The organism is Nocardia sputorum (assembly GCF_027924405.1).
Lineage (GTDB): Bacteria > Actinomycetota > Actinomycetes > Mycobacteriales > Mycobacteriaceae > Nocardia > Nocardia sputorum.
Map to the genome: position 1 here is coordinate 123,411 of NZ_AP026978.1, position 25,013 is coordinate 148,423.

The window sequence follows — 25,013 nt, forward strand, 5'->3', positions numbered from 1 at the left end:
CCGCTTGCTCCTTCGTCACCTACGCGACGGCCGCGCAAACGCGAGCCGGGCCGCGAACGGCGGATGCTCGGTCTCGCTTCGCTCGGAAGACGGGGTCGGGGTGAGCTGGGTGCGTCGGTAGCGAAGCGAACTACAAACGGGTGCGCGGGTTAGCTCGTCGAGCCCTGATTGGCGCAAGTCTTACGAGCGCCGTTCGCGGACCGGTTCGTGTCCGGGTGGGCGAAGCGCATGCGACGCAGTCGCGAGTCTCGCCCGCCCGGACACGAACCATCGAGGGGCCGCGAACCCGCCGCGCCGTAGGCGCGGCAAATCGGATACAGCTCAGTGGCCGCCGGAGTGCTCAGCTTCGGCCGGGCCGGACTTGTCGGACTCGTGGCGCTCGGTGTGCTGGCCCGCGTCGACCGGGACCTGGACCTGGACGGTGCCGTTCTGCTTGAAGTTGAACGAGACGTTGTAGGTCAGGCCGGGGGTGACGTCCCTGGTGAGGCCGGTGATCTCGATCAGGATCGGATTGGCTTCCGGGTCCTCGGAGGCGGCCGGGGAGCCGTGCTCGCCCGCGCCGTGCGAGTCGGCGGTGGTGGTCGGCGCGGCGGAACGGGGCGCGGAGGTGGGCGCGGTGGCGCTCGTGGTCGGCGCGGCGCTGGTCGTGGTGGACGCGGCTTCGCGCTTGACCGGGTGATCGGCCGCGACGACGGTCTGCTGCGGGGCGAGCTCGACGACGGACTTGCCGGAGGCCGGGGTGATCTTGACGGTGCCGAGGTCGGTGGTGATGCTGGTCAGCTCATCGCGGACGGACTCGCCGTTGTTGACGATGGACAACGCGATGAGCGCCTTGCCGCCTTTGGCGTTGTTGTACGCGGTGCCCTCGGTGGGGTACACGATGTGCACGTTGCGCAGCGCGATGCGGCCGACGTCGGCGTGGTTGCCGTTCACGGCGGCGACCTGCTCCGCGGTCTGCGAGATCTGGCCCGCGCCGCAGCCGGACAGCGCGATCGCCGCTCCGGCGGCGAGTGCGGCAACCGTCACCATGCGACGTCGCGCCCCCTTCGGGGCGGTCACAGCTTTCAGGGCAGTCACGGGTTGTCCCTCCATGTCGACCGGGCTCTGGCTCCGCGCGGGAGCGTAGTAACTAGGCAGCGTAGTAGTTCCCTCGGCGGACCGGGCGCGGGGGCCGTGTGGAACGCGGACGCGGCATCGCGCTGCGAATGCGCGGTGTGCGGCGGGCCACAGGACATCCGCGCCGACACTCGGCATGTCGATAACGGTTCGATCGAGCTTCGGAGGTTGCCGCGAAGGTGCCGGCGCGCGGGAGGCGAGCGGCGCGGAACGAGCCCGAAGATAACCCCTTCTGGCACAACGTAATGCACACCGCCTGGCATCTGTCAAGCCCCACGGTAGCCTCGTTGTGGCCCTGACCTGCACAGTTGATCGCGCCGTTATCGAGTCGCATGTTAAACTGTGAACATCGAAAGGGGCACGGGACACATGATTTTTAAGGTCGGAGACACCGTCGTTTACCCCCACCACGGAGCGGCGCTGATCGAAGCAATCGAGACTCGCACCATCAAGGGTGAGCAAAAAGAGTATCTGGTCCTGAAGGTCGCCCAAGGCGATCTCACTGTTCGGGTTCCCGCGGAGAACGCCGAATACGTCGGCGTGCGTGACGTCGTGGGTCAGGAGGGTCTCGATCGGGTCTTCCAGGTGCTTCGCGCGCCGCATACGGAGGAGCCGACCAACTGGTCCCGCCGCTACAAGGCCAACCTCGAGAAGCTCGCCTCCGGCGATGTGAACAAGGTGGCCGAGGTCGTTCGCGATCTGTGGCGCCGGGAACAGGACCGCGGCCTGTCCGCGGGCGAGAAGCGCATGCTCGCCAAGGCACGGCAGATTCTTGTCGGTGAGCTCGCGCTGGCCGAAGGCACCGATGACGGCAAGGCCGAGACCCTGCTCGATGAGGTCCTCGCAGCGGCTTCCTGACCGTGAACAAACCTGACAACGGTGTCCGTTCCACCGACGGACCCGTCGTTGCTCTGGTGCCTGCCGCCGGCCGTGGCGTGCGTCTGGGTGAATCCACACCCAAGGCGTTCGTCCCGGTCGGCGGCACGCCCATGGTCCGGCTCGCCGTCGAAGGCTTGATCGCCTCCGGCGCGGTCGACCGGATCATCGTGATGGTTCCCACCGAACTCGTCGACAGCGCCGTTGCCCTGCTGCCGCCCACGAGTTCGGTTCAGGTGGTCGTCGGCGGCGCCGAACGCATCGACTCGGTGCGGGCGGGTATCGCCGCGGCGCCCGACGCCGCCTTCTTCCTGGTGCACGACGCCGCCCGAGCCCTCACGCCGCCCGAACTCATCGCGCGGGTCGCGGCGGAATTGCGCGCGGGCCGGCCCGCGGTGATTCCCGGGCTCCCGGTGGCCGACACCATCAAGTCCGTCGACGCGGTCGGCGCGGTGACCGGTACCCCCGATCGCGCGTGTTTGCGCGCCATCCAGACGCCGCAGGGCTTCGCGGCCGATCTCCTCCGCTCTGCCTACGCGCCCGAGGGCATCCAGGCCACCGACGACGCGGGGCTGGTGGAGCGACTCGGCGTCGCGGTCCACACCATCCCCGGCGATCCGCTGGCTTTCAAGATCACCACTCCGCTCGACCTCCGGCTCGCGGGCGCGGTGCTCGACGGCGCGAGCCTCGGACCGGTGGTGGCGCCGTGAGCATGCGCGTCGGCATCGGCAGTGACGTCCATCCGATCGAAGCGGGCCGGCCCTGCTGGATGGCCGGTCTGCTGTTCGACGGCGACGACGGCTGCGCCGGTCACTCGGACGGCGACGTCGCCGCGCACGCGCTGTGCGACGCGCTGCTGTCCGCGGCGGGCCTCGGCGATGTCGGCGCGGTCTTCGGCACCGGACGCCCGGAATGGGCGGGTGTCTCCGGCGCGGCCATGCTGAAGGAAGTCCGCAGGTTACTGAACGAAGCGGGCTTCGAAGTGGTCAACGCCGCGGTGCAGGTCATCGGCAACCGGCCCAAGATCGGGCCTCGGCGCGCCGAGGCGCAACAGGTGCTCGGCGAGCTGCTCGACGCGCCGGTCTCGGTGTCCGGCACGACTACCGACGGGCTCGGCCTGACCGGTCGGGGTGAGGGCGTCGCCGCCGTGGCGACGGCCCTGCTGCAAGCCTGTCGTTGATCCAGCTCCGACGGACCCGAGCCGGTCCGTGAACGACCTTATACACCAGCTAGGATCGACTGCCGTGACGCTGCGCCTCTTTGACACCGACACGCGGACCGTGCGCGATTTCGCGCCCTTGGTCCCCGGCCGTGCTTCGGTGTATCTCTGTGGCGCCACCGTGCAGGGCGAGCCGCACATCGGCCACGTGCGTAGCGGAGTCGCGTTCGACGTGCTGCGACGCTGGCTGCTCGCGCACGATATCGACGTCTTCTTCATCCGCAACGTCACCGATATCGAGGACAAGATCCTGATCAAGGCCGCCGAGGCGGGCAGGCCGTGGTGGGAGTGGGCCGCCACGCACGAGCGCGCCTTCGATCGCGCCTACGAACAGCTCGGTGTGCTGCCGCCGTCCGCGGAGCCGCGCGCCACCGGCCACATCACCCAGATGGTCGAGATGATGCAGCGGCTGATCGAGCGCGGTCACGCCTACGCCTCGGCGGGCAACGTGTACTTCGACGTGGTCAGCTATCCGGATTACGGCAAGCTGTCCGGCCACCGGCTCGACGACGTGCATCAGGGGGAGAGCGCGGGCGAGGGCAAACGCGACCCGCGCGACTTCACCCTGTGGAAAGCGGCCAAGCCGGGCGAGCCCACCTGGCCGTCGCCGTGGGGTCCTGGCCGCCCGGGGTGGCACCTGGAGTGCTCCGCGATGGCCGAGTTCTATCTCGGTTCGGAGTTCGACATCCATTGCGGCGGTATGGATCTGGTGTTCCCGCACCACGAGAACGAGATCGCCCAGTCGAAGGGAGCCGGGGACGGCTTCGCCAGGTACTGGCTGCACAACGGCTGGGTGACCATGGGCGGCGAGAAGATGTCCAAGTCGCTGGGCAACGTGCTGTCCGTGCCGAACGTGCTCAAGCAGGTCCGTGCCGTCGAATTGCGGTTCTACCTCGGTAGCGCGCATTACCGCTCGATGCTGGAGTACTCGGACAAGGCGCTGCACGACGCGGCGCAGTCCTACCAGCGCATCGAGGCGTTCGTGAACCGGGTGGTGGACCGGGCCGGTGCTATTCCGGTGGGTAAGTGGACCGACGCGTTCGCCGCCGCCCTCGACGACGATCTCGCGGTGCCGAAGGCGCTGGCGGAGATCCACCGCGCGGTGCATGACGGCAACAAGGCGTTGGAGGCAGGCGCGATCGACTCGGCGCGCGACTTGGCGAGCCAGGTGCGCGCCATGCTCGCCGTTCTCGGCGTCGACCCGCTGGACCCGCATTGGTACACGCCGAGCGATTCCTCCGCCGCGCTCAGCGCTCTCGACGTGCTGGTGCGGGCGGAACTCGACCGCCGCCAGGAAGCGCGCGCCGCGAAGGACTGGGCGACCGCCGACGCCGTGCGCGATCGCCTGCAGTCGGCGGGTATCGAGGTCACCGACACCGCCAACGGCCCCGAATGGGCGCTCGGCGCATCGCAAACCGGAAAGGCCCAGTGATGGCAGGCAATTCGCAGCGCCGAGGTGCGGTGCGCAAGAGCGGCACCAAGAAGGGTGCCGTGGTCGGGTCCGGCGGCAAACGCAGGCGCGGATTGGAAGGGCGTGGCGCCACCCCGCCCGCCGAGATGCGGACCAAGCATCCCGCCGCCAAGCGCGCGGCCGCGAAAGCCAAAGCGGCGCAAGCGCGCTCGACCGCGCGCGGCGGGGCGGCCCGGCCCGCCGGACGCAAGACCGACGACGGTCCGGAACTGGTGCTCGGACGCAATCCGGTGGTCGAGTGCCTGCGCGCGGGCGTGCCCGCGACGGCGCTCTACGTCGCGGTCGGCACCGAGAACGACGACCGGTTGACCGAGAGCGTGCGGCTCGCCGCCGACACCGGCATCTCCATCCTGGAGGTGCCGCGCACCGATCTGGACCGGTTGAGCGCCAATGGTCTGCATCAGGGCGTCGCCCTCCAGGTGCCGCCGTATCGCTACGCCCACCCTGACGACCTGCTCGACCGGGCGCGCGGATCCGCGCAGCCCGCTTTGCTGGTCGCGCTGGACAACATCTCCGACCCCCGCAACCTGGGCGCTGTGGTGCGGTCCGTGGCGGCCTTCGGTGGCCACGGCGTCCTGATCCCGCAGCGGCGCAGCGCGAGCGTCACCGCGGTGGCCTGGCGCACCAGCGCGGGCGCCGCCGCTCGGCTTCCGGTCGCCCGCGCGACGAATCTCACACGGACGCTGAAGGATTGGGCCGCTCAGGGCGTTCAGATCGTCGGCTTGGACGCCGGGGGCAACACTTCGCTGGACGATTTCGACGGCCGCGAGCCGACCGTGATCGTGGTCGGTTCGGAGGGCAAGGGCCTGTCCCGCCTGGTCCGTGAGTCCTGTGACGCGATTCTGTCGATTCCGATGGCGGGTCCGGTGGAATCGCTGAACGCGTCGGTCGCCGCAGGCGTGGTGCTCTCCGAAGTCGCCCGCCAGCGCCGCGCCTGAGCGCCGTTTCCGCCTCGTACGCCTAAAAACCCGGAGAGGCGGCCCCGCCCAGTAGAATTCGGCTGGTGGTGATACCCAATCAGCCCATCGGTACTCCGGTCGAGCATCCGAACGCGACGGCGGTGTTGTTTCTCGGCGCGGCGAGCGTCCTTTGCTGCGGGGTGCTCGGGCCGGTGGCGTGGGCGCTGGGACGGCGCGCACTCGACCAGATCGAGGAATCCGGCGGCGCGTACGGTGGCCGGGCCCAGGTGCTGGTGGGCTACGTCCTCGGCGTCATCGGCACCGTCCTGATGATCATCTTCGCGGTGCTGTTCCTGCTCATCCTGATCGGCGGTAATGCTTGAGCGAGGCCGCGGGGCCACGCCGTGGGCCGACAGGGTCTAGTCCAGACTCGGCCGTTCGCGCTCCTCGGCGTCCCAGGCGGGCCATTCCGAGCTGACGCTGCCCGACCAGCTGGGCTGCCTGCGATCCCGGAACGCGGCCATGGCCTCGCCGCCGTCGACGCTCTTGGACGCGTGCTGGTTGAGTTCGGTTTCCAATTGGCCGACCACGGCGGGGCTCATCCCGAGCCCTTCCCAGAGCAGCCGCTTGGACAGTGCCACCGGTAGCGGCGCCGAGCCGTTCGCGATGTCGTGCGCGACGGCCAGCGCGGTGGGTAGCACCTCGCCCGCGGGTAGCGAGCTGTTGGCCAGCCCCATCGCCTTCGCCTCGTCACCGTCGAACGTGCGGCCGGTCAGCATGATGTCGGCGGCGTTGGCCATGCCGACGAGCCTGGGTAGCGTCCAGTGCGCGTAGCCGTCGGCGAGGACGCCGCGACGCACCTGGTTCAGCCCGTACACCGCGTCGCGGGCCAGGTAGCGCAGGTCGCACTGCAGGGCCAGGGCCAGGCCGATGCCGACCGCGTGGCCGTTCACGGCCGCGATTACCGGCTTGCGCACCCGCCACGGTGGCGGATCGATGGTGGCGCTGACCTCGCCCACCCGGTTGGACAGGTCCGCGCCCGCGCAGAACGCGGGCGGGGTGCCGGTGACGACCACGGCACGGATGGCGTCTTCCGAATCGCAGCGCTGCAACGCGGCGCCCAATTCGGCCGCCATCGTGGGGGTGAAGGCGTTCTGCTGGGCGGGACGGTTGAGCGTGAGCACGGCGACGCCTCGCGAGACATCGACGTGCAGTTCCGAACTCATGCCACAGGATGTTAGCCGACGGACGCGCACCTGACCCGGGGCCGAAAGTCCTCCGCTATCCGCGCAGCACCTTCCGCCCGATGGCGTACTTGTGCACCTCGGTCGGCCCGTCGTAGAGGCGGAACGCGCGCATGTCCCGGAAGATCATCTCGACGACCGTCTCGTCGCTGATGCCGATGCCGCCGAGCACCTGCACGCACCGGTCGGCGACCTTGAACAGTTCCTCGGACACGAACGACTTGGCGATCGAACTCTCGTGCCGCGCCTTCTCGCCGTTGTCCATCAGCCAGCACGCGTGCCAGATGGTCAGCCTGCACTGGTGCAGGGCGATCTCGTTGTCGGCGAGCATGAACGACACGCCCTCGTGCTCGCCGATCGGTTTGCCGAACGCGGTGCGGGTGCGGGCGTGCTCGATCGCGATGCTCTGGGCGCGTTCGGCGGCGCCGAGCCAGCGCATGCAGTGGGTGAGGCGGGCCGGGGCGAGCCGGAGCTGGGCGTAGCGCAGCGCCTGGCCCGCCTCGCCGAGCAGCGCCTCTCGCGGCAGCACCAGATCGTCGAAGCGGACCACGCCGTGCCCGGCGACGTAGTTGCGGTCCATCGTGTTCATCGTGCGCTCGATGACGATGCCGGGCTGGCCGCCGTCGGCCAGGAACAGCGTGGGGCCCTCGGGCAAGTGCGAGTTGGCGGCAAGGCGCGCCATGATGATCCAGGTCTTCGCGCCGTTCGCGCCGGTGATCAGCCATTTGCGGCCGTTGATGGTGAAGTTCTCGCCGTCGAAGGTCGCGGTGGTGGCGAGTTGGGCCGGGTCGGAGCCGGCGCCGTCGGGCTCGGTCATGGCGAAGACCGAGCGTTGGTGGCCCGCGACCACGGGGGCCAGATAGCGCTGGACCTGGTCGGGGTCGGCCACCTTGGACAGCAGGAACATGTTGCCCTCGTCGGGCGCCGCGCAGTTCATCGCGACCGGGCCGAGTGTGGACCAGCCCGCCGCCTCGTAGATCACCGCCTGCTCGATGTGGGTCAGGCCGCGCCCGCCGAGCGACTCCGGCGCCTGCACGGTGAGCAGTTTCTCGGCGCGGGCGAGTTCGACGAGTTCCTGCCGCAGCTCGTCGGTGGGGCCGTGCGCGGTCAGGCGCGGATCCCGCTCGTAAGGGACGATCTTGTCGATGACGAATCGGCGTACTCGGTCGCGTTCGGCGGCGAGGTCGGCGGGAATCGCGAAGTCGATCATCGTTGGTCACCATTCGTTCGGGGGGCGCGACGTGTCGAGCATACGAAAGTATCCGGTACCGACTGAAGGCGGCTGCCATCAATGGTGTGTCGCTTCCTGGTATGCGTCCTGAGCTGCGTCGACAATGGCTGACTGCGGCCTCGGCATAGCCGGAGACGGTGCCGAGAACCGCACCGATCGCGCGGGCATCCCCTGAACGGCCTCCGCGGCCGAGCTCGAGGTCGGTGCGCCGAGATGACGAAGGCGGGACAGCGACGAACCTGCGGCGACGTGTGGCCGAGGGCGTGCGACGACCTTCATGGCGACGCTCCGTAGCAGGCGGCGATTGCGGCGGCGCGGTCGCGCAGGGAAGTGCGCAACCACTCCGGGGAGAGGGCTTCCGCGTCCGCGGCGAGCTGCCACAGCGCCCATTCGGCATGCCGGGAATCCTGGAAGGTCACCTCCAGCCGCAGCCGGCCGTCGGCGTCGGCTTCTTCGGCGCGGACGGTGAGTGCGGTGCTCACCAGGTCGTCCCGCCGGGCCGGGTCCACCCGCACCAGCACGGTGACTTGGTCGCCGCCCATCCGGAACCGCGTGCTCCGTTCCTGCCAGGCCCGGTCCAGATCGACCCGGTCCGGGCGCTGTGCGGGTTCGGGAAGTTCCTCGGCGGCCAGCACACGCGACAACCGGTAGGTGCGGTCCGCGCCGGACCTCGTGGCCAGCAAGTATCCCTGGCCGCGCGCGGTGACCAAGCCGATCGGGTCCACCGTGCGCCACGCCGGGGTCTGGTCCACAGCCGCGTAATGGATGCGCAGCTTGTGCCCGGCGAACACCGCTCGCCGGATCTCGGTCACTACGGCGTCGGGCACCTCCTCGGCGGCCAGCCGCCGTGAGAGGAGGTCGGTTTCCGGGTCGATGAGCAGTCGCTGTGCCGCGTCGCTCGCGGTGGCCCGATAACTTTCCGGCAGCGCGTCGACCACCTTGAGCATGGCCGAAGCGAGCGCCGAGCCCAGGCCGAATATTTGCGCGCCGCGCCGAGTTCCGGCGACGAGCAGGGCGAGCGCCTCGTCGTGGTTCAGACCGGTGAGTTCGGTCTGGAACCCCGGTAACAACGCGAAACCGCCGTGCCGCCCGCGCTCGGCGTAGACCGGGACGCCGGCCGCGGACAGGGCTTCGATGTCGCGCAGCACCGTGCGGGTGGATACCTCCAGCTCGCGGGCGAGCGCGTCCGCGGTCAACCGACCGCGCTGACGCAGCAGCAGCACCAGCGAGACCAATCGGTCGGCGCGCATCCGGAAAACCTACCGGAATACACGACGGAGGATGTCGTGATTTGTTGGGAGGCTCATCTGCGTAGGAATTCTCGATGGATTGATGGGAGCTGATGTGGGAGTGCAACGAACGGCGGTCAACCCGGTGACGTGGGCGGCGGAGCTGGGTTTCAACCAGGGTGAGCTGGTCTCCGGGCACACCCGGACCCTGTACTGCTCCGGGCAGACCGCGATGAGCGGCGACGGCAAGCCCCAGCATGACGGGGACATGGCGGCGCAGTTGGCGCTGAGCCTCGACAACTTGGAGGCCGTGCTCGGCGAGGCCGGTATGTCTCTCGCGAACCTCGTTCGCCTGAACGTCTACACCACCGACGTCGACCTGCTGTTCCCGCACTACGGTGTGCTGGCGTCGCGGTTGGGCGCCGCTGGGGTGGCACCGGCCACCACGATGCTCGGCGTCACACGCCTGGCTGTCCCGGGCCAGATGGTCGAGCTCGAGGGCACCGCCGTCGCGTGATGCGGCGCCGCTCCTCGTGCCCGTTGAACCGGCACGAGGAGCGGAAAGTGGTGATTCGCCCGTCTCAGCGGCTCTGGAGCGCGTGCCGACCATCCGGGGGACGGCGAGTCCCGCGAGGCATGCGACCGGCACGACGCCGGCAGCGGTAGGCCGGACCGGTGACCCGTGGCTCAGCGGGCGCGGGCGAGTCGGCGGTTACGGGTGCCGAGCACGCGGCACGCGAGGTAGATCAGGAACGAGATGGTGGTGACGAAGGTCGAGACCGGGACGCCCGGCGCGAGCGACAGCAGAATGCCGCCCACGGCGGCGACTTCCGCGAACACCACGGCGAGCATCGTCGCGCGGATCGGGTCCGCGGTGAGCTGGGCGGCCGCGGCGGCCGGGGTGATCAGCAGGGCCAGGACCAGCAGCGCGCCGACGATCTGCACGCCGAACGCCGCGGTGATGCCGAGCAGCACGGCGAACACGATGGACAGCGCGCGCACCGGAACACCGCGCGCCACCGCCACCTCCGGGTCGGAGCTGGCGAACAGCAGCGGCCGGTAGACGAACGCGAGCACGGCGATCACCCCGGCGGTGCAAACGGCGAGCAGGCCGAGACCGTTGTTGCCCACGCTGACCACCTGGCCGGTCAGCAGCGAGAATTTCGATCCCGCGCGATCGGGCCCCAGCCACAGGAACAGCACCGAGAGACCCAGGCCGAACGAGAGCACCACCGCGATCACCGAATCGCGTTCGCGCGCGCGGGTCCCGAGCAGGCCGAACAACACCGCGGCGACCACCGACCCCGCGATGGCGCCCAGACCTACCCCCACCCCCGCCAGCAGCGCGGCGGCGGCGCCGGTCAGCGACAGCTCGCTGGTGCCGTGCACGGCGAACGACATCTGCCTGCTGATGATGAGCGGACCGATCACTCCCGACAGCAGCCCGAGCAGCGCCGCGGCGAGCAGTGCCTGCTGGACGAAGCCGTAGGACAGCAGGTTCGCGGTGGTGCCGAAGTCGAGCATCTTGCCGAGGACGCCGGAGAGCTTGTCGGTCACGACCGCGCTCCGCTCTGTTCGGGATCCGCGGGCCGGGCTGGACGGCCGCCTTTGCCCTCCGGAGAGTCCGCCGAAGCCTGAGATGCCGACGGCGCGCCGTTGCCGTGTAACGAGCCGATCGCCCCGTCAGCCGCCACCGCGATGGCCAGGCTCGGCGGCGACGCGTCGCCTGCCGCTCCGGTGCTCGCCGACCGGCCCGAGTTCGCGCGGTCGGCGGTGGTTGGAACCGCCGGTGTTCGGGTGCCGTTGGCCGCCGGGCGGGTTGCGTGGTCGGTTCGTGCGCTGGTCTGGAGATCGGCCGAAGTTGCGGGGGCGGTTGTTTCGTCGTCGGTCGACGATCCGCCTGGAATCGGGCGGGCGGACGCGCGGGCCGTAGCCGTTTGGTCGCCCGGGACGGCGCCGCTGGTTACCGAGTGGGTTGTGGACAGGCCGCCCCGCGCGCTGGTTCCGGAGTCGGCCGGTATCGCGGGGGCAGCGTCGGTGATTGCCGGGGTCTGTGTGGTGGGAATCGGCTCTGCTGCGGATGCCCCCGTCGCGGCATCGTCCGCCGGTGCCGAGGCGGAGGCCGAGTCGCCGTGTGGGAATTCGTCGCCGGCCGGGCCGTGACAGTGACCGCCTGCGGTGCCCAGCGCGTCCATGGTGTCGCCGGTGCCGACGACCACCAGACGCCCGCGCACCCGCAGGACGTCCACCTGGGTGCGGTACAGCTCCGACAGCACCGCCGAGGTCATCACCTGCTCGGGCGTCCCGATCCGGAACCTGCCGTCGACCAGGTAGAGCACCCGATCCACCAGCGGCAGAATCGGGTTGATCTCGTGCGTTACGAACAACACCGCCGTGTCGTGGGTGCGCCTGCGGCGATCGATCAGTTCGGCCACCAGTCGCTGATTCGCCAGATCCAGGCTGAGCAACGGTTCGTCGCACAGCAGCACCTTCGGATCGCCGACCAGCGCCTGCGCCACCCGCAGGCGCTGTTGCTCGCCGCCGGACATCGATTCCAGCGGCGCGTGGGCGAAGTGCTCCGCTCCGACGTCGGCGATGGCCGCGGCCACCTTGCGCTTGCGCTCGGCGCGGGAGCGCAAGCCGAGCCCCCAGCGATGCCCGTCGACACCGAGCCCGACGAGGTCGACGCCGCGCAACTGCACCCCGGCGTCGATCGTCTTCTGTTGCGGCACATAACCGATGTCGTGATTGCCCGCGCGCGCGGGAGAGCCCGCGATCCGCGCCGTGCCGGAACTCAAACCGACTTGACCGAGCAGCACCTTCAGCAGCGAGGTCTTGCCCGACCCGTTCGGGCCGAGTATCGCGACGAATTCGCCCGGCGCGACGGTGAGATCCAGCCCGTCCCATAACGTTCGGCCCCCGAACGAGAGGCGGGCCGCCTCCAGCCGCACCGCGGCCGAGTCGTCGCCGCTGTTCGATCGCCGCCGGTCCACCCCGTCGGTGTGCTCGGTCAGCGCGGCTCCCTCGGTCATCTGCTCAGCCCAGCGCGGCGGCCAGCGCCTGCGCGTTCTTCGTCTGCCACTGAATGTAATCCACGCCGTCGGGCAGGGTCTCGGTCACCTCGACGATCGCGACGCCCGCGTTCTGCGCGGTGCCGCGCAGGTCCTTGGTGATCTTGTCCTCGGTCTGCACGTTGTAGATCAGCGCGCGGACCCGTTTGCCCGTGAGCAGATCCTGAGTCGCCGCGACGGCCGCGGGCGCCGGGTCGGTCTCCTGCTCGACGGCTTCCTGGAACTCGTGCGGAGTCAGGTCCTCGGCTCCGGCGGCGGCCACCAGGTAGTGCGCGAGGGGTTCGGTTTGCAGGACCGGCGTCTTCGGGTGCTCGGCGGCGAGCTTGCCAGTGATGGCGGCGACCGCGGCGAGCCGGTTCTTGAACGTCGCGGCGCGCTCGGCGTAGGCCGCGGCCTTGTCCGGGTCCAGTTCGCCGAGCTGGGCCGCGATCCGGTCGGCGACCACGTCGACGGTGCGCACGTCGTACCAGACGTGCTCGTTGTCGTCGCTCTGGTCGACGCGCACGGAGAACGCGTCCACGGTGCGCTTGTTCGTGCCCGCCACCGCCTTCTCCGCGAACTCGTCGTAGCCGCCGCCGTTGTAGACCACGAGGTCGGCATCGCTGAGCGCGGCCGACTCGACGGCGGAGGTCTCGTGGGAGTGCGGGTCGGCGGACGGATCGGTGATCAGCGACCGGACGGCGGCGTCGGGGCCGGCGACGGCGGCGGCGATGTCGCCCCAGACGTCGGTGGAGGCGACGACGGTGGGCCGTGCGTCGTCGTTCGATCCGCCGCAGGCGGTCAGCGTCAGGGCGGAGACAACCCCCACAGCGATGCCTGCGCAGGTGATGGCAAATCCGGTTCTCACGTGGGGGTACTCCTGGCAGTGCTCTAGATCATAATGGAAATCGTTCCCGTTTAACTCTAGCAGGGGACGGTTAGCCGCGAGCCGAGAAGCCCCTCGAAAGAACGGAATGCGAAGGGCCCGGGAACGATTCCTCGTTCGCGGGCCCTCGGCCGGCTGCGCGCTGTCAGACCAGCGCGGCCTCCACCGGTTGTCCCAGCAACTGCGCGCAGCGCAACAGGCCGAGATGGCTGTAGGCCTGCGGGTGGTTGCCCAGCGAGCGCTCGGCCACCGGGTCGTACTCCTCGCTGAGCAGCCCGGTCGGACCGGCCACGTCGACCAGCTGCGCGAACAGCGCCTCGGCGTCGGAGCGCTTCCCGATCAGCAGGTACGCCTCGACCAGCCAGGCGGCGCACAGGTGGAATCCGCCTTCGCCGCCGGGCAGGCCGTCGTCGTGGTGGTAGCGGTACACCGTCGACCCGCTGCGCAGCTCGGCCTCGGTCGCCACGACGGTCGCCGCGAAGCGCGGGTCGGACGGGTCGATCAGACCGCTCAACCCGATGTGCAGCGTCGCCGCGTCCAGGTCCGTGCCGTCGTAGGCCGCGGTGTAGGACTGGACCTCGTCGTTCCAGCCCTTCGCCTTCACCTCGTCGGCGATGGTGTCGCGCAGCACCGACCAGGCCGGATCGACCTCGCGGTCGAACTTCTGCGCCAGGGTCAGCGCCCGGTCGACGGTCAGCCAGCCCATCACCTTCGAGTACACGTGGTGGCGCGGGTTGCCGCGGATCTCCCAGATGCCGTGGTCGGGCTCCTGCCAGCGCCGCTGCACGGCCGCGACCATGGCGCAGACCAGCTCCCAGTCGGCGTCGGGCAGCACGTCCGCCGGATCGGTGACGCCACGCAGCTCCCTGGCGTGCGCCAGGGTGGCGATCAGGTCGACGATCGGGCCGAAGACGTCCAGCTGTACCTGCATGTTGGCCGCGTTGCCGACGCGCACCGGGCGCGAGCCCGCGTAGCCGGGCAGCTGATCGATCGAGGCCTCCGGCGGCAGCGTCTCGCCGTACAGCGTGTACAGCGGGTGCAGGCGCTCGGGGCCGGGCAACGTCTCCAGCACCCGGTGCACCCAGCCGAGGTAGTTCTCGGCCTCGGCGAGCGAGCCGAGCGAGACCAGCGCCTGCGCGGTCAGCGCCGCGTCGCGCAGCCAGCAGTAGCGGTAGTCCCAGTTGCGCACACCGCCGATATCCTCGGGCAGCGAGGTGGTCGCGGCCGCGAGAATCGAACCGGACGGCGCGTGCACCAGGCCGCGCAGGGTGAGCGCGGAGCGCTTCATCAGGTCGGGCTTGAGCGGCGGCAGCGTGAGCGTCGCGGCCCACTCCGACCAGTACCGCTCCGCGGCCCGCCGCCGCTCCGTCTCACTGGTCGTAGCTGGATCGAGATCAGCGGTGCCACAGCGTAGTTCGAGCACGACGGGGCCCTTGGACGGGTCCACCACGGCCCGGGCCGATTCGTGCGTTCCGTCCGAGACGATCTCCCAGTGCACGCCGGGGGAGCGCAGCACGATCGGGTCGTTGGTGCCGTACACGCGCAGCCCGCCCTCCTGCGCTTCGAGGTTCACCGGCACCTGGCCGAACTCCGGCCGGGGGGCGAAGGTGATCACGGCCTTCGCGTCGCCGGTGATCACCCGGGTGAGGTCGGTGCGGGTGGGCGCCACGTCGTGCGGCAGGTAGTCGGTGACCTGCAACTTGGCCCAGCGCGTTTCGACGGTCATCGTGCCGTCGACGTAGCGCTGCGACAGCGGCAGGCCCGGCCGTTCGGGCTCGATGGTGAAGTGACCGCCCTGCGGGCCGCCGAGCAGGTGCGCGAACACCGCGGCGGAGTCCGGTTCGGGGTGGCAGAACCAGGTCACCGTGGCGTCCGGGGTGAGCAGCGCGACCGAGCGCGGGCTGGCCAGCATGGTCAGCCGCTCGATGCGCGGCGCGCTCGCGCCTGCCAGCCAGGTCCTGCGCTCCTCCAGCAAGTAGGCCAGCGCGCAGGCCACGGCCTCGGTGCTGTCCACCCGGAACTTGGCCAGGCTCTCGCCGTCGCCGACCTTGATGCCGACGTCGGGCCCCGACAGCACCCGGAACGCCTTCTCGTCGGTGACGTCGTCACCGAAGAACACCGCGGCCGACGCCCCCGCCTGATGCCGGACGGTGTCCAGAGCCGTGCCCTTGTCGGTCTGCACCACGGCCAGTTCGATGACCGCCTTGCCCTCGGTGACCTGCACGCCGAACCAGCAGGCCGGGCCCAGCCGGACCTGCGACAGCGCGCGATGACCGATCTCCGGGCTGGCGTTGCGCACGTGCAGCGCGACACTGGCCGGCTTGATCTCGACGGTGACGCCCGGATTGTCCGAGGCGATCTGGTTCAGGGCGGTCTGCACCTCTTGGAGCAGATGCTTGGCGTCGTTGTCGATCGCGTGCACGAAGCCCACGTCGAATTCCGAGCCGTGGCTGCCGATCAGTTGCACCTCGACCGGCAGGCGCGACAGCGCCGCGAGATCTCGCAGCGCGCGGCCGGAGATCACGGCGGCGGTGGTCCCGGTCAGGCCGGCGAGGGCTCGTAACGCGCTCACCGATTCCCGATGGGGGAAGGCTTTGGCCGGGTCGGACACGATGGGCGCGAGTGTCCCGTCGTAGTCCGATGCGACCAGCAGCCGTGGCACGCGCGCGACCGTCGACAGTGCACGGCGAAGTTCCAGTGGCAGATCCTGTGCGCTCACGCATCCAACCTAGTGATCGGAGGAGTTTTTTCAGGGGCGGGCAAAACAATACTGGGTTGAATTTGCCGCACAGCAACACACCGGTCCGCGTGCGCACCATAACGCACGAGCTGAACCGGTGTCCGGTAGATCTGCCCAGCTGACGCCAACGGGATCCGGGTAGGTGAGCTTCGTCGCAGCACGGGAGCCCTTCGGGCCCGGCGCGGTGACCGGGCGCCGAAATCGCTCGATGTGCGCTGAGAGATCCGCCTGAAGCTTACTGGTTGCGCTCGCCCAGCAGCAGGTCGACGGTCAGTTCCAGGCGCTCGGTGACGTCGGTGGCCGAGGCGCGCCGGGTGAGCCAGGCGACCAGATTCGACAGCCACACGTCGCTGATCACCCGGGCGATGGCGAGCTGGCGCTCGGTGGGCTCGCCGTCGTTCATGGCGCGGGCGAACACGCGGTCCATGACCTTGCCGACGCGGTCCACCTCGGCGGCGGCCGAGGCGTCGGCGAACATGAACGCCCTGGTCATGGCCTCGGTGAGGAGCGGGTCGCGCTGCATCATCCGGGTGATCTGGGTGAGCAGCAGATGCATGCGCTCCTGGGGAGACTGTCCGGCAAGCGGCTTGCGTTTGCCCTCGATCTGCTCGAACTCGCGCGACAGCGCCGAGACCAGCAGGTGCACCTTCGACGGGAAGTAGCGGTACAGCGTGCCGACGGCGACGTCGGCGCGTTCGGCCACCGCGCGCATCTGGACCGCGTCGTAGCCGCCCTTGGACGCGAGCGCCAAGGTCGCGTCCAGGATCCGCTTGCGCCGTTCGCGCTGCGCCGCCGAGCTCAGCTCGTCCTCGCTGAGCGTGGTGACCGTGGCCGCGGGCCGGGCCGCGCTCGGGTCGGCTGGCTGCGATCGGGACGGACTGGCCATTGATGAAAGTCCTTTCCGGAAACGTCGTTTCGTCGGCTGCGTGCGCGGTGTGGCCGCGGCGGCGATGGTCTCTTGACTTCCGCCCGGCTAGGATATTAGAACATGTTCTAGGTGTGGGAGTCACGCCGGAAAGGCGGTATGGAGTGTGACCATCGCCACCACTGACGAGCATAAAGCCGTCCAGGAGTCGATGCGCGGATGGGCGGCGTCGGTCCGTCCAATTGCAACAATGCGGACCGGTGCGGCCGACTTCTGGCGCGCCTATTGGCCCGCGCTGGCCGAGATCGGGATCTTCCGGGTCGCGGTGGCCGAGGACGCGGGCGGTGCGGGCGGGTCGGTCGCCGATCTGGCCGTGCTGGTGGAGCAGGCGGCGCACGACCTGGTCGGCGGCCCGGTGCTCGCAACGGCTTTGGCCAATCTGATCACCGGCGGGCGGCTCGACGAGGACCTGCCGTGCGGTGTCGCGCTCGACTTCGTCGTCGGCTCGACGGTGAGCGTACCCGCCGCAAGCGATGGTGTGTTGCTCACGGGTACCTGGGATTCCGTGCTCGGCGCCGCGCCCGGGACCGCCGTGCTGCTGCCGATCGACCATCCCCAGGGGCAGCGCTGGTGCCTGGTGCCGCCCGACGCCGCAGGCTTGCGGGTGGAGGCGCTCGCGCCGCTGGACCCGAGCACGCCGCTGGCGCGGGTGCACTGCGCCGACCTGCGCGTGCCCACCGAACGCGTGTTCGTCGCGCCGCACGCCGCCGAGGATCTGCTCGTCGCGCTGGTCGCCGCCGAACTGTCCGGCCTCGCGGGCTGGTGCCTGGAGACCGCGGTCGAGTACGCCAAGGTGCGCGAGCAGTTCGGCCGCAAGATCGGTTCGTTCCAGGCGGTCAAGCACATCTGCGCCTGGATGCTGTGCCGCACCGAACTCATCCGCGCCGTGGCGGCCGACACCGCGGCCGCCGTGGACGACGGCGGCGCCGAGCTGCCGATCGCCGCCGCCATCGCGGCCGCGATCGCTCTGGACGCCGCGGTCGAGACCGCCAAGGACTGCATCCAGGTACTCGGCGGCATCGGCTTCACCTGGGAACACGACGCGCACCTGTATCTGCGCCGGGCGACGGCACTGCGCCAACTGCTCGGCGGTTCGGCGCGCTGGCGGGCCCGGGTCACCGAGCTGACCCGCCGGGGCCTGCGGCGCACCACCGGCGCCGACCGGGTCTTCGCCGAAGAAGGCGTGGCCGCCGTGGACGGCGACCGCGCGCACGAACTGGCGGCCGACGTCGCGCGGATCGCGGCGCTGCCCGCCGAGCGGCAGCGCGACGCGCTGGTCGAGGCCGGCCTGGTCATGCCGCATTGGCCGCGGCCGTACGGGCGCGCCGCCGACCCGATGACCGGCCTGGTGATCTCCGAGGAACTGCGCCGCGCCGGGCTCACCGCGCCCGACCTGGCGATCGGCGGCTGGGCGATCCCGACGTTGTTGCAGCACGGGACGCCGGAGCAGATCGAGCGCTTCGCCTGGCCCACTTTGCGCGGCGAGGTGGTCTGGTGCCAGCTGTTCAGCGAGCCGGAAGCGGGCTCCGACCTGGCGGCGTTGCGCACCACCGCGAAGAAAGTGGACGGCGGCTGGGTGCTGCGCGGTCAGAAGGTGTGGACTTCGCTGGGCGACAAAGCGAATTGGGCGATCTGCCTGGCGCGCACCGACCCGGACGCGGCCAAGCACCGGGGCATCACGTACTTCTTGGTCGACATGCACAGCGCCGGGCTCGAAGTGCGCCCGCTGGTGCAGATCACCGGGGAGGCGCGTTTCAGCGAGGTCTTCCTCGACGACGTGTTCGTGCCGGACGACTGCGTGGTCGGCGCGCTGAACAACGGATGGAAGATCGCCCGCTCCACCCTCTCCACGGAGCGGGTGGCCATGGGCGGCAACGGCATCGGGCCCGTGCTCGAAGAGCTGATCGCGAAATCGCCAGCCACCGGTCCCGGCGCGGAGCTGGTGAACGATCGCCTGGGCGGCTTCGTCGCTGAGGCGATCGCGGGCCTGCTGCTCGAGCAGCGGGCCGCGGTGAAGATGCTGGCGGGCGGGGACCCCGGCGCGCAGAGCAGCGTGCGCAAGCTGGTCGGCGTGCGCCACCGCCAAGCGGTCGCCGAATTCGCCGCGGAGGCGGCGGGCCCGCTGGGCGCGCAGGACTCCGAGGTCACCAAGGAGTTCCTGCTCACGCGCTGTCTGTCGATCGCGGGCGGGACCGAGCAGATCCTGCTCACCGTGGCCGGTGAGCGGATTCTGGGGCTGCCCCGTGACGCGGACAGCTAGCCCTACAGTCGATCGGGAGACAAGCGTGGACTTCACCAGGGACGAGGGCCAGGACGCCGTGGCCGAGGTCGTCGTGAGCTTGCTGGAACGTGAACCGGCGCGCGACATGCGGTTGTGGCCGAAGCTGGCCGACTCCGGCTTGCTCGTCGTCGCGCTGCCGGAGCGGTACGGCGGGGACGGCATGGGGCTGCTGGAGGTGTCGGCGCTGCTCACCGAGCTGGCTACCGATGCCGTGGCGGTTCCGGCGCTGCCGACGCTGGGCTTCGGCGTGCTGCCGGTGGTTGCCTGCGCGCCGGAGCGCGTGCAGGAGCTCGTGTTGCCCGGGGTCGCCGAAGGCGCCGTGCTCACCGCGGCGCTGAGCGAACCGGCGGCACCGTTCACCGTCAAGCCGGAGACGACCGCGATCGTCGACGGCGACACGGTGCGCGTCACCGGCCACAAGGTCGCCGTGCCGTACGCCGAGGAGGCGAGCTGGCTGCTCGTGCCGACCAACGCGGGCATCGCCGTGGTGGACGCCCAGGCCGACGGACTCACCCGCACGCCGACGCCGGTCTCCGGCGGCATCCCCGAGTGCACGGTGCGGCTGGACCAGGTGGAGATCCCCGCCGACCAGCTGTGGCCGGTCGGGCTCGCCGACCTGCACCGGCTGGCGCTCGCCTCGATCGGATCGGTAGCCGATGGATTGCTCAAAGGGGCGATCACGCTCACCGCCGAGCATCTGCGCACCCGTCACCAGTTCGGCAGGCCGCTGGCGGAGTTCCAGGCGGTGGCCCAGCAGATCGCGGATCTGTACGTCGTCTCGCGCACTCTGCACGTCGCCGCGGTTTCCGCGAACTGGGCTCTGGCGCAGGACGATGCGAGCCAGGAGCATCGCGAGCGCACCGACGACGATCTGGAGATCCTGGCCTACACGGTCGCCGGGGAATTGCCCGCGGCCATGCAGAAGTGTCATCACCTGCACGGCGGCCTCGGCGTCGACATGACCCACCCGATGCACCGCTACTACTCACAAGCCAAGGACATCGCTCGCTGGCTCGGCGGCGCGTCGTTCCGGCTCGACCGATTGGGGGCCAGATGTTCATCGACCTGACCATCGAGCAACGCCGGCTGCGCGACGAACTGCGCTCCTACTTCGCCGATCTCGTGACTCCCGCGGAGGAGGCCGAGATGGCGGTGAACCGGCACGGCGACGCCTACCGCGCCGTGGTGCGCCGGATGGGCCGCGACGGCTGGCTCGGCGTCGGCTGGCCCAAGGAATACGGCGGCCAGGGCTTCGGGCCGGTCGAGCAGCAGATCTTCTTCAACGAGGCGGTCCGGGCCGACGTCCCGCTGCCGCTGGTGACGCTGCTGACCGTCGGGCCCACCTTGCAGCAATTCGGCACGGACGAGCAGAAGCAGCGGTTCCTGCCCGGAATCCTGTCGGGGGACATTCATTTCGCGATCGGCTACTCCGAGCCGGAGGCGGGCACCGACCTGGCCGCGCTGCGCACCTCGGCGGTGCGTGACGAGTCCGGGGACTGGATCGTCAACGGGCAGAAGATCTTCACCACGGGCGCGCACGAGGCCGACTTCATCTGGCTGGCCTGCCGCACCGGCTCCACCGAGTCGCGCCACCGCGGCATCACGATCCTGATCGTGGACACCACCGATCCCGGCTACTCCTGGACGCCGATCATCACCTGCGACGGCGCCCACCACACCAACGCGACGTATTTCGACAACGTGCGCGTCCCGGCGAGCATGCTGGTCGGCGAGGAGAACCGGGGCTGGAAGCTGATCACGACGCAGCTCAACCACGAGCGGGTGAGCCTGGGTCCGTCCGGCAAGATCGAACAGCTCTACGACCGGGTGCGCGACTGGGCGCAACCGCGCGGCGTGCTCGCCGAATTGGACGTGCGGCGCGCGCTGGGCCGCATCCACGCCATGGTCCGGTTGAACGAGCTGCTGAACTGGCAGGTCGCCGGGACCGTGGACGGCGACCAGGCCCAGGTGATCGCCGACGCGTCCGCCACCAAGGTCTACTCCACCGAATCGCTCCAGGAGGCGGGCAGGCTCGCCGAGGAGATCGTCGGCCGCTACGGCGACCCGGCCGACCCGGCCACCGGCGAGCTGCTGACCTGGCTGGACCGCAGGACCAAGCAAAACCTCGTTGTCACCTTCGGTGGCGGCGTCAACGAAGTGATGCGTGAGCTGGTCGCCTCGTCCGGGCTGCGGCTGCCGCGAGTACCCCGATAACCAGTGAAGGAGCCGCGCGTGCCGGAAACCACTACTCCGGAAGCCATTCTCGCCGCAGCCGAAACGATCAAGGCGGCGGGTGCGTGCGCGCCCCGTTCCGGGCGCGATCCGGTGAACCAGCCGATGATCAACAACTGGGTCGAGGCGCTGGGCGACGCCAACCCGATCTACGTCGACGAACAGGCGGCGCGTGCGGCGGGACATCCCGGCATCGTCGCGCCGCCCGCCATGGCCCAGGTGTGGACCATGTTCGGGCTCAACGGCTCCAGGCCCGCCGACGACCCGATGGGGGCGGCCACGGAGCTGCTCGATGCCGCGGGTTACACCTCCGTGGTCGCCACGGACTGTCAGCAGACCTACCACCGCTATCTCAATGTCGGCGAGCAGGTCTCGGTCACCAGCACGCTGTCGGATATCCGTGGCCCGAAGCGCACCGCGCTGGGCGAGGGATGGTTCGTCACCTTCCAGACCAGCTGGCGGGTCGGCGACGAGGTGGTCGCCGAGATGCTGTTCCGGCTGCTGAAATTCGCTCCCGGCACCGCGGCGCCGAAACCCGCCGCGGGCGAGCGGGTCAAGCCGCTGGTTTCCTGGGACACCGAATTCTTCTGGGACGGAACCAAAGCCGGTGAGCTGCGCATCCAGCGGCTGCCGGACGGATCGCTGCGGCATCCGCCGATTCCCGCCATCTGGCAGGACAAGTCGAAACCGACCGACTACGTCGTCGCCTCCGGGCGCGGCACCGTGTTCAGTTACGTCGTGCATCACGCGCCGAAGGTGCCGGGGCGGCAGCTGCCGTTCGTGGTGGCGCTGGTCGAATTGGAGGAAGGCGTGCGCATGCTCGGTGAACTGCGCGGCATCGACCCCACCGAGGTGCGGGTCGGCCTGCCGGTGGAAGTGGGCTTCGAGAAGCTCGACGACGAGACGGTTCTGCCGGTCTGGCAGGTGGTCGCATGACCGCGGCCGTCGAACCGGACGCCGTGCGCGTCGGCACGGTGCTGCCCGAGCTGGTGATCCACGCCGATCCGACATTCGTGATCAGCACCGCACTGGCCACCAGGGACTTCCAGGACGTGCACCACGACCGGGACAAGGCCGTCGCCCGCGGTTCGAAGGACATCTTCGTCAACATCCTCACCGACACCGGCTTGGTGCAGCGGTTCGTCACCGATTGGGCGGGTCCGCGCGCCGTCGTCAAGTCGATCGCGCTGCGCTTGGGCGTGCCGCTGTACGCCGGGGACACGCTGACGCTGACCGGCACGGTGACCGCGCTGGAGGGCGACGACATCCACATCGCCGTGGTCGGCACGGACAGCCTCGGCGATCACATCACGGCCACGGCCGTCATCGCGTTGCGGAGGGCCGATGTCTGACCAGCGGATCTCCGGCCGGGCCGCCGTCGTCGGCATCGGCGCCACCGACTTCTCCAAGGACTCCGGGCGCAGCGAACTGCGCCTGGCCGCCGAGGCGGTCACCGCCGCACTGGCCGACGCGGGGCTGACGCCCGCCGACGTGGACGGCCTGACCACGTTCACCATGGACACCAACACCCAGGCCGCGGTCGCCAGGGCGGTCGGCATCCCGCAGCTGACCTTCTTCAGCCACATCGGTTACGGCGGCGGCGCGGCGTGCGCCACCATCCAGCAGGCCGCCATGGCGGTGGCCACCGGCATCGCCGACGTGGTCGTGGCCTATCGCGCGTTCAACGAGCGGTCGGTATCGCGGTTCGGGCAGTTCTCCACGGCGCTGGCCACCGCGCCCACTTCGTCGGGCATCGACGCGGGCTGGTCCTACCCGCAGGGGTTGGGGACGCCGGCCGCGCAGGTCGCGATGGTCGCCCGGCGCTACATGCACGTCTACGGAGCCACCAGCGAAGACTTCGGCCGGGTGGCCGTGGCCGACCGTAAACATGCCGCGGTGAACCCGGCCGCCTTCTTCTACGGCAAGCCGATCACCCTGGCGGACCACCAGAACTCCCGCTGGATCGCAGAGCCGCTGCATCTGCTGGACTGCTGCCAGGAGTCCGACGGCGGTGTGGCGATCGTGGTCACCAGCGTGGAGCGGGCCCGCGATCTGCCGCAGCGTCCCGCCGTGATCGCCGCGGCCGCGCAGGGTTCCGGCGCCGACCAGTACGTGATGACCAGCTACTACCGCGACGCCATGACCGGTCTTCCGGAGATGGGGCTGGTCGGTGAGCAGCTGTGGGCGCAGAGCGGATTGCGTCCGGAGGACATGCAGGCCGCCATCCTCTACGACCACTTCACCCCGTTCGTGCTCATGCAACTGGAGGAGCTCGGGTTCTGTGGCCGCGGCGAGGCGAAGGACTTCATCGCAGGCGGCGCCATCGAGATCGGCGGCCGGCTGCCGCTCAACACCCACGGCGGCCAGCTCGGCGAGGCGTACATCCACGGGATGAACGGCATCGCCGAGGCCGTGCGCCAGATCCGGGGCACCTCGGTCAACCCGGTCTCCGACCTGACCAACATCCTGGTCACGGCGGGCACCGGCGTCCCCACCTCCGGCTTGGTGCTCACCACCGGCTGATCCGGTCGGCGTCGCCTGCGCGCGGACGACCGGTGGGAATCGCCGAGGCGTAGGTTGGGCTCGGTGGTGGACCGGCATCTGGTGGACGTGCACGTGCTGTTGCTGCGCGGCGCGGAGGTGTTGCTGAGCAGGCGGCGCAGTGCGGACGAGTTCGACGGGCTGTGGCACCTGCCGGCCGGGAAACTGGAGGCGGGGGAGTCGGCACTCGCCGCGGCGGCCCGCGAAGCGTGCGAGGAGGTCGGCGTGGTGATCGCTCCGGCGGATCTGCGGCACGTGCACTCCGCGCACGTGGTAGATACCGGGCGGGAGGCGCGGATCGGGTTGTTCTTCGAGACGCGCCGCTGGTCGGGCGAGCCGGTCAACCGCGAGCCCGGCAAGTCGTACGAACTGCGCTGGTTCCCCCTGGCAGACCTGCCGGAGACGCTGATCCCGTACCCGGCCGCAGGCATCCGCGGCTATCTCGACGGCGTGACCTACAGCCAGCGCGGCTGGCCGGACTGAGCGCGGCGGTCACGCGTTCAGGTGTGCGGCGAGGATACGAGCCAATTGCCGCACACTCTCCGGCGTGCCTGGGCGCAGGGCGGTGCGGTTGCCCGCGAAGCGGTCGAAGACGGCGCCCTCGACGACGGCGACGAAGTCCGCCGCCCGGGTCCGCGGGTCGGACGCGCCCATGGCGTGGAAGAGGTCTCGGGCGCGGTCGACCGAGAACAGGCTGCGCGCCAGCCGGGGATGCAGGTCGCGATCGTCGAGCAGGTCGACGAGCAGGGCATGGCGGGCGATCAGATGCGCGCGCCGGTCGGCCAGCAGCCGGTCGAGCCAGGCGGCGACGGCCTCGGCGGCCGATTCCGGCGCGGCGGCGGAGGGGGGCGCGAACGCGGCGGCGAAATCCGTGCGGGATCGGTCGGTGATCCGGTCCACGATGGCCTCGATGAGCGCGCGTTTGGTGCGGAAGTAGTACGAGGTCGATCCAGGGGGCAGTGCCAGTTCCGTGTCCAACGCGCGGTGGGTGAGCCCGCGCAGGCCCTTGGTCGCGATCAGTTCGATGGCCGTGTCGACGAGGAGCACGCGCCGGTCGCCTGTGGACATCATCA

The 25,013-nt window shown here is 70.2% G+C and carries 23 protein-coding genes and 1 pseudogene; 14 read left to right on the forward strand and 10 right to left on the reverse strand.

The window, feature by feature from the left end:
- Window positions 1–321 precede the first annotated feature (321 nt).
- Window positions 322–1,029, reverse strand: coding sequence for a hypothetical protein (locus QMG86_RS00605; RefSeq protein WP_281880703.1), 708 nt, complete (start codon window positions 1,027–1,029; stop codon window positions 322–324).
- A gap of 456 nt (window positions 1,030–1,485) precedes the next feature.
- Between QMG86_RS00605 and carD the strand changes: the two genes are divergently transcribed.
- The 6 genes from carD to QMG86_RS00635 all read left to right on the forward strand — a co-directional run bounded on the left by carD (window position 1,486) and on the right by QMG86_RS00635 (window position 5,964).
- Window positions 1,486–1,974, forward strand: a complete 489-nt coding sequence (gene carD / locus QMG86_RS00610; protein ID WP_011206964.1) for an RNA polymerase-binding transcription factor CarD — start codon at window positions 1,486–1,488, stop codon at window positions 1,972–1,974.
- A 2-nt stretch (window positions 1,975–1,976) separates the two neighbouring features.
- A complete protein-coding gene (gene ispD, locus QMG86_RS00615; RefSeq protein ID WP_281877023.1) occupies window positions 1,977–2,702 on the forward strand; it encodes a 2-C-methyl-D-erythritol 4-phosphate cytidylyltransferase in 726 nt (241 codons plus the stop codon).
- A 2-nt stretch (window positions 2,703–2,704) separates the two neighbouring features.
- On the forward strand, window positions 2,705–3,172 hold the full coding sequence (gene ispF / locus QMG86_RS00620; protein ID WP_281880705.1) for a 2-C-methyl-D-erythritol 2,4-cyclodiphosphate synthase: 468 nt from the start codon (window positions 2,705–2,707) through the stop codon (window positions 3,170–3,172).
- 64 nt (window positions 3,173–3,236) lie between these two features.
- Complete coding sequence (cysS, locus tag QMG86_RS00625) at window positions 3,237–4,643, forward strand: cysteine--tRNA ligase (protein ID WP_281877025.1); 1,407 nt, start codon at window positions 3,237–3,239, stop codon at window positions 4,641–4,643.
- The gene (rlmB, locus tag QMG86_RS00630; RefSeq protein WP_281877027.1) at window positions 4,643–5,620 is read left to right on the forward strand and encodes a 23S rRNA (guanosine(2251)-2'-O)-methyltransferase RlmB; all 978 of its coding nucleotides are present in this window, start codon (window positions 4,643–4,645) and stop codon (window positions 5,618–5,620) included. The genes cysS and rlmB overlap by 1 nt, the downstream gene beginning before the upstream one ends.
- 65 nt (window positions 5,621–5,685) lie before the next feature.
- Window positions 5,686–5,964, forward strand: coding sequence for a DUF4190 domain-containing protein (locus tag QMG86_RS00635; protein WP_281877029.1), 279 nt, complete (start codon window positions 5,686–5,688; stop codon window positions 5,962–5,964).
- Between the two features lie 36 nt (window positions 5,965–6,000).
- Here QMG86_RS00635 and QMG86_RS00640 read toward each other — a convergent pair whose 3' ends face one another.
- The 3 genes from QMG86_RS00640 to QMG86_RS00650 form a co-directional block, all read right to left on the reverse strand.
- The gene (locus QMG86_RS00640; RefSeq protein ID WP_281877031.1) at window positions 6,001–6,807 is read right to left on the reverse strand and encodes an enoyl-CoA hydratase/isomerase family protein; all 807 of its coding nucleotides are present in this window, start codon (window positions 6,805–6,807) and stop codon (window positions 6,001–6,003) included.
- A gap of 55 nt (window positions 6,808–6,862) precedes the next feature.
- Entirely contained in the window at window positions 6,863–8,035 is a 1,173-nt protein-coding gene (locus QMG86_RS00645) for an acyl-CoA dehydrogenase family protein (RefSeq protein WP_281877032.1), read from the reverse strand.
- Between the two features lie 296 nt (window positions 8,036–8,331).
- Window positions 8,332–9,306 (reverse strand): helix-turn-helix transcriptional regulator, encoded by a 975-nt coding sequence (locus QMG86_RS00650; RefSeq protein ID WP_281877034.1) that lies wholly within the window; start codon window positions 9,304–9,306, stop codon window positions 8,332–8,334.
- Window positions 9,307–9,406: 100 nt separating this feature from the next.
- Here QMG86_RS00650 and QMG86_RS00655 point away from each other — a divergent pair, with 100 nt between their 5' ends.
- Window positions 9,407–9,802, forward strand: coding sequence for a RidA family protein (locus tag QMG86_RS00655; RefSeq protein ID WP_281880707.1), 396 nt, complete (start codon window positions 9,407–9,409; stop codon window positions 9,800–9,802).
- A 170-nt stretch (window positions 9,803–9,972) separates the two neighbouring features.
- On the opposite strand, the gene QMG86_RS00660 is transcribed toward QMG86_RS00655, so the two are convergent.
- The 5 genes and pseudogenes from QMG86_RS00660 to kstR form a co-directional block, all read right to left on the reverse strand.
- Window positions 9,973–10,842: a metal ABC transporter permease gene (locus QMG86_RS00660; protein WP_281877035.1), complete on the reverse strand. Its 870-nt coding sequence runs from the start codon at window positions 10,840–10,842 to the stop codon at window positions 9,973–9,975.
- Window positions 10,843–11,453: 611 nt separating this feature from the next.
- Window positions 11,454–12,317, reverse strand: a pseudogene (locus QMG86_RS00665) (metal ABC transporter ATP-binding protein); the annotation flags it as partial.
- A 4-nt stretch (window positions 12,318–12,321) separates the two neighbouring features.
- Window positions 12,322–13,203: a metal ABC transporter solute-binding protein, Zn/Mn family gene (locus QMG86_RS00670; RefSeq protein WP_281877037.1), complete on the reverse strand. Its 882-nt coding sequence runs from the start codon at window positions 13,201–13,203 to the stop codon at window positions 12,322–12,324.
- 163 nt (window positions 13,204–13,366) lie between these two features.
- A complete protein-coding gene (gene otsB, locus QMG86_RS00675) occupies window positions 13,367–15,940 on the reverse strand; it encodes a trehalose-phosphatase (protein WP_281877039.1) in 2,574 nt (857 codons plus the stop codon).
- A gap of 256 nt (window positions 15,941–16,196) precedes the next feature.
- A complete protein-coding gene (gene kstR / locus QMG86_RS00680; protein ID WP_043686038.1) occupies window positions 16,197–16,847 on the reverse strand; it encodes a cholesterol catabolism transcriptional regulator KstR in 651 nt (216 codons plus the stop codon).
- A 145-nt stretch (window positions 16,848–16,992) separates the two neighbouring features.
- Here kstR and QMG86_RS00685 point away from each other — a divergent pair, with 145 nt between their 5' ends.
- The 7 genes from QMG86_RS00685 (at window position 16,993) to QMG86_RS00715 (ending at window position 24,423) form a co-directional block, all read left to right on the forward strand.
- Window positions 16,993–19,146, forward strand: a complete 2,154-nt coding sequence (locus tag QMG86_RS00685) for an acyl-CoA dehydrogenase family protein (RefSeq protein ID WP_281877041.1) — start codon at window positions 16,993–16,995, stop codon at window positions 19,144–19,146.
- Window positions 19,147–19,171: 25 nt separating this feature from the next.
- Entirely contained in the window at window positions 19,172–20,236 is a 1,065-nt protein-coding gene (locus tag QMG86_RS00690; protein WP_281877042.1) for an acyl-CoA dehydrogenase family protein, read from the forward strand.
- Window positions 20,221–21,381, forward strand: a complete 1,161-nt coding sequence (locus QMG86_RS00695) for an acyl-CoA dehydrogenase family protein (protein WP_281877044.1) — start codon at window positions 20,221–20,223, stop codon at window positions 21,379–21,381. The genes QMG86_RS00690 and QMG86_RS00695 overlap by 16 nt, the downstream gene beginning before the upstream one ends.
- 18 nt (window positions 21,382–21,399) lie before the next feature.
- A complete protein-coding gene (locus tag QMG86_RS00700) occupies window positions 21,400–22,335 on the forward strand; it encodes a bifunctional MaoC family dehydratase N-terminal/OB-fold nucleic acid binding domain-containing protein (protein ID WP_281877045.1) in 936 nt (311 codons plus the stop codon).
- Window positions 22,332–22,751 (forward strand): MaoC family dehydratase, encoded by a 420-nt coding sequence (locus QMG86_RS00705; protein WP_281877046.1) that lies wholly within the window; start codon window positions 22,332–22,334, stop codon window positions 22,749–22,751. The genes QMG86_RS00700 and QMG86_RS00705 overlap by 4 nt, the downstream gene beginning before the upstream one ends.
- Window positions 22,744–23,922, forward strand: coding sequence for a lipid-transfer protein (locus tag QMG86_RS00710; protein ID WP_281877048.1), 1,179 nt, complete (start codon window positions 22,744–22,746; stop codon window positions 23,920–23,922). Before QMG86_RS00705 ends, QMG86_RS00710 begins: the two co-directional genes overlap by 8 nt.
- Before the next feature lie 63 nt (window positions 23,923–23,985).
- Window positions 23,986–24,423: an NUDIX hydrolase gene (locus QMG86_RS00715; protein WP_281877050.1), complete on the forward strand. Its 438-nt coding sequence runs from the start codon at window positions 23,986–23,988 to the stop codon at window positions 24,421–24,423.
- 9 nt (window positions 24,424–24,432) lie between these two features.
- Here the strand turns inward: QMG86_RS00715 and QMG86_RS00720 are convergent, their stop codons facing one another.
- Complete coding sequence (locus QMG86_RS00720) at window positions 24,433–25,008, reverse strand: TetR/AcrR family transcriptional regulator (RefSeq protein ID WP_281877051.1); 576 nt, start codon at window positions 25,006–25,008, stop codon at window positions 24,433–24,435.
- Window positions 25,009–25,013 lie beyond the last annotated feature (5 nt).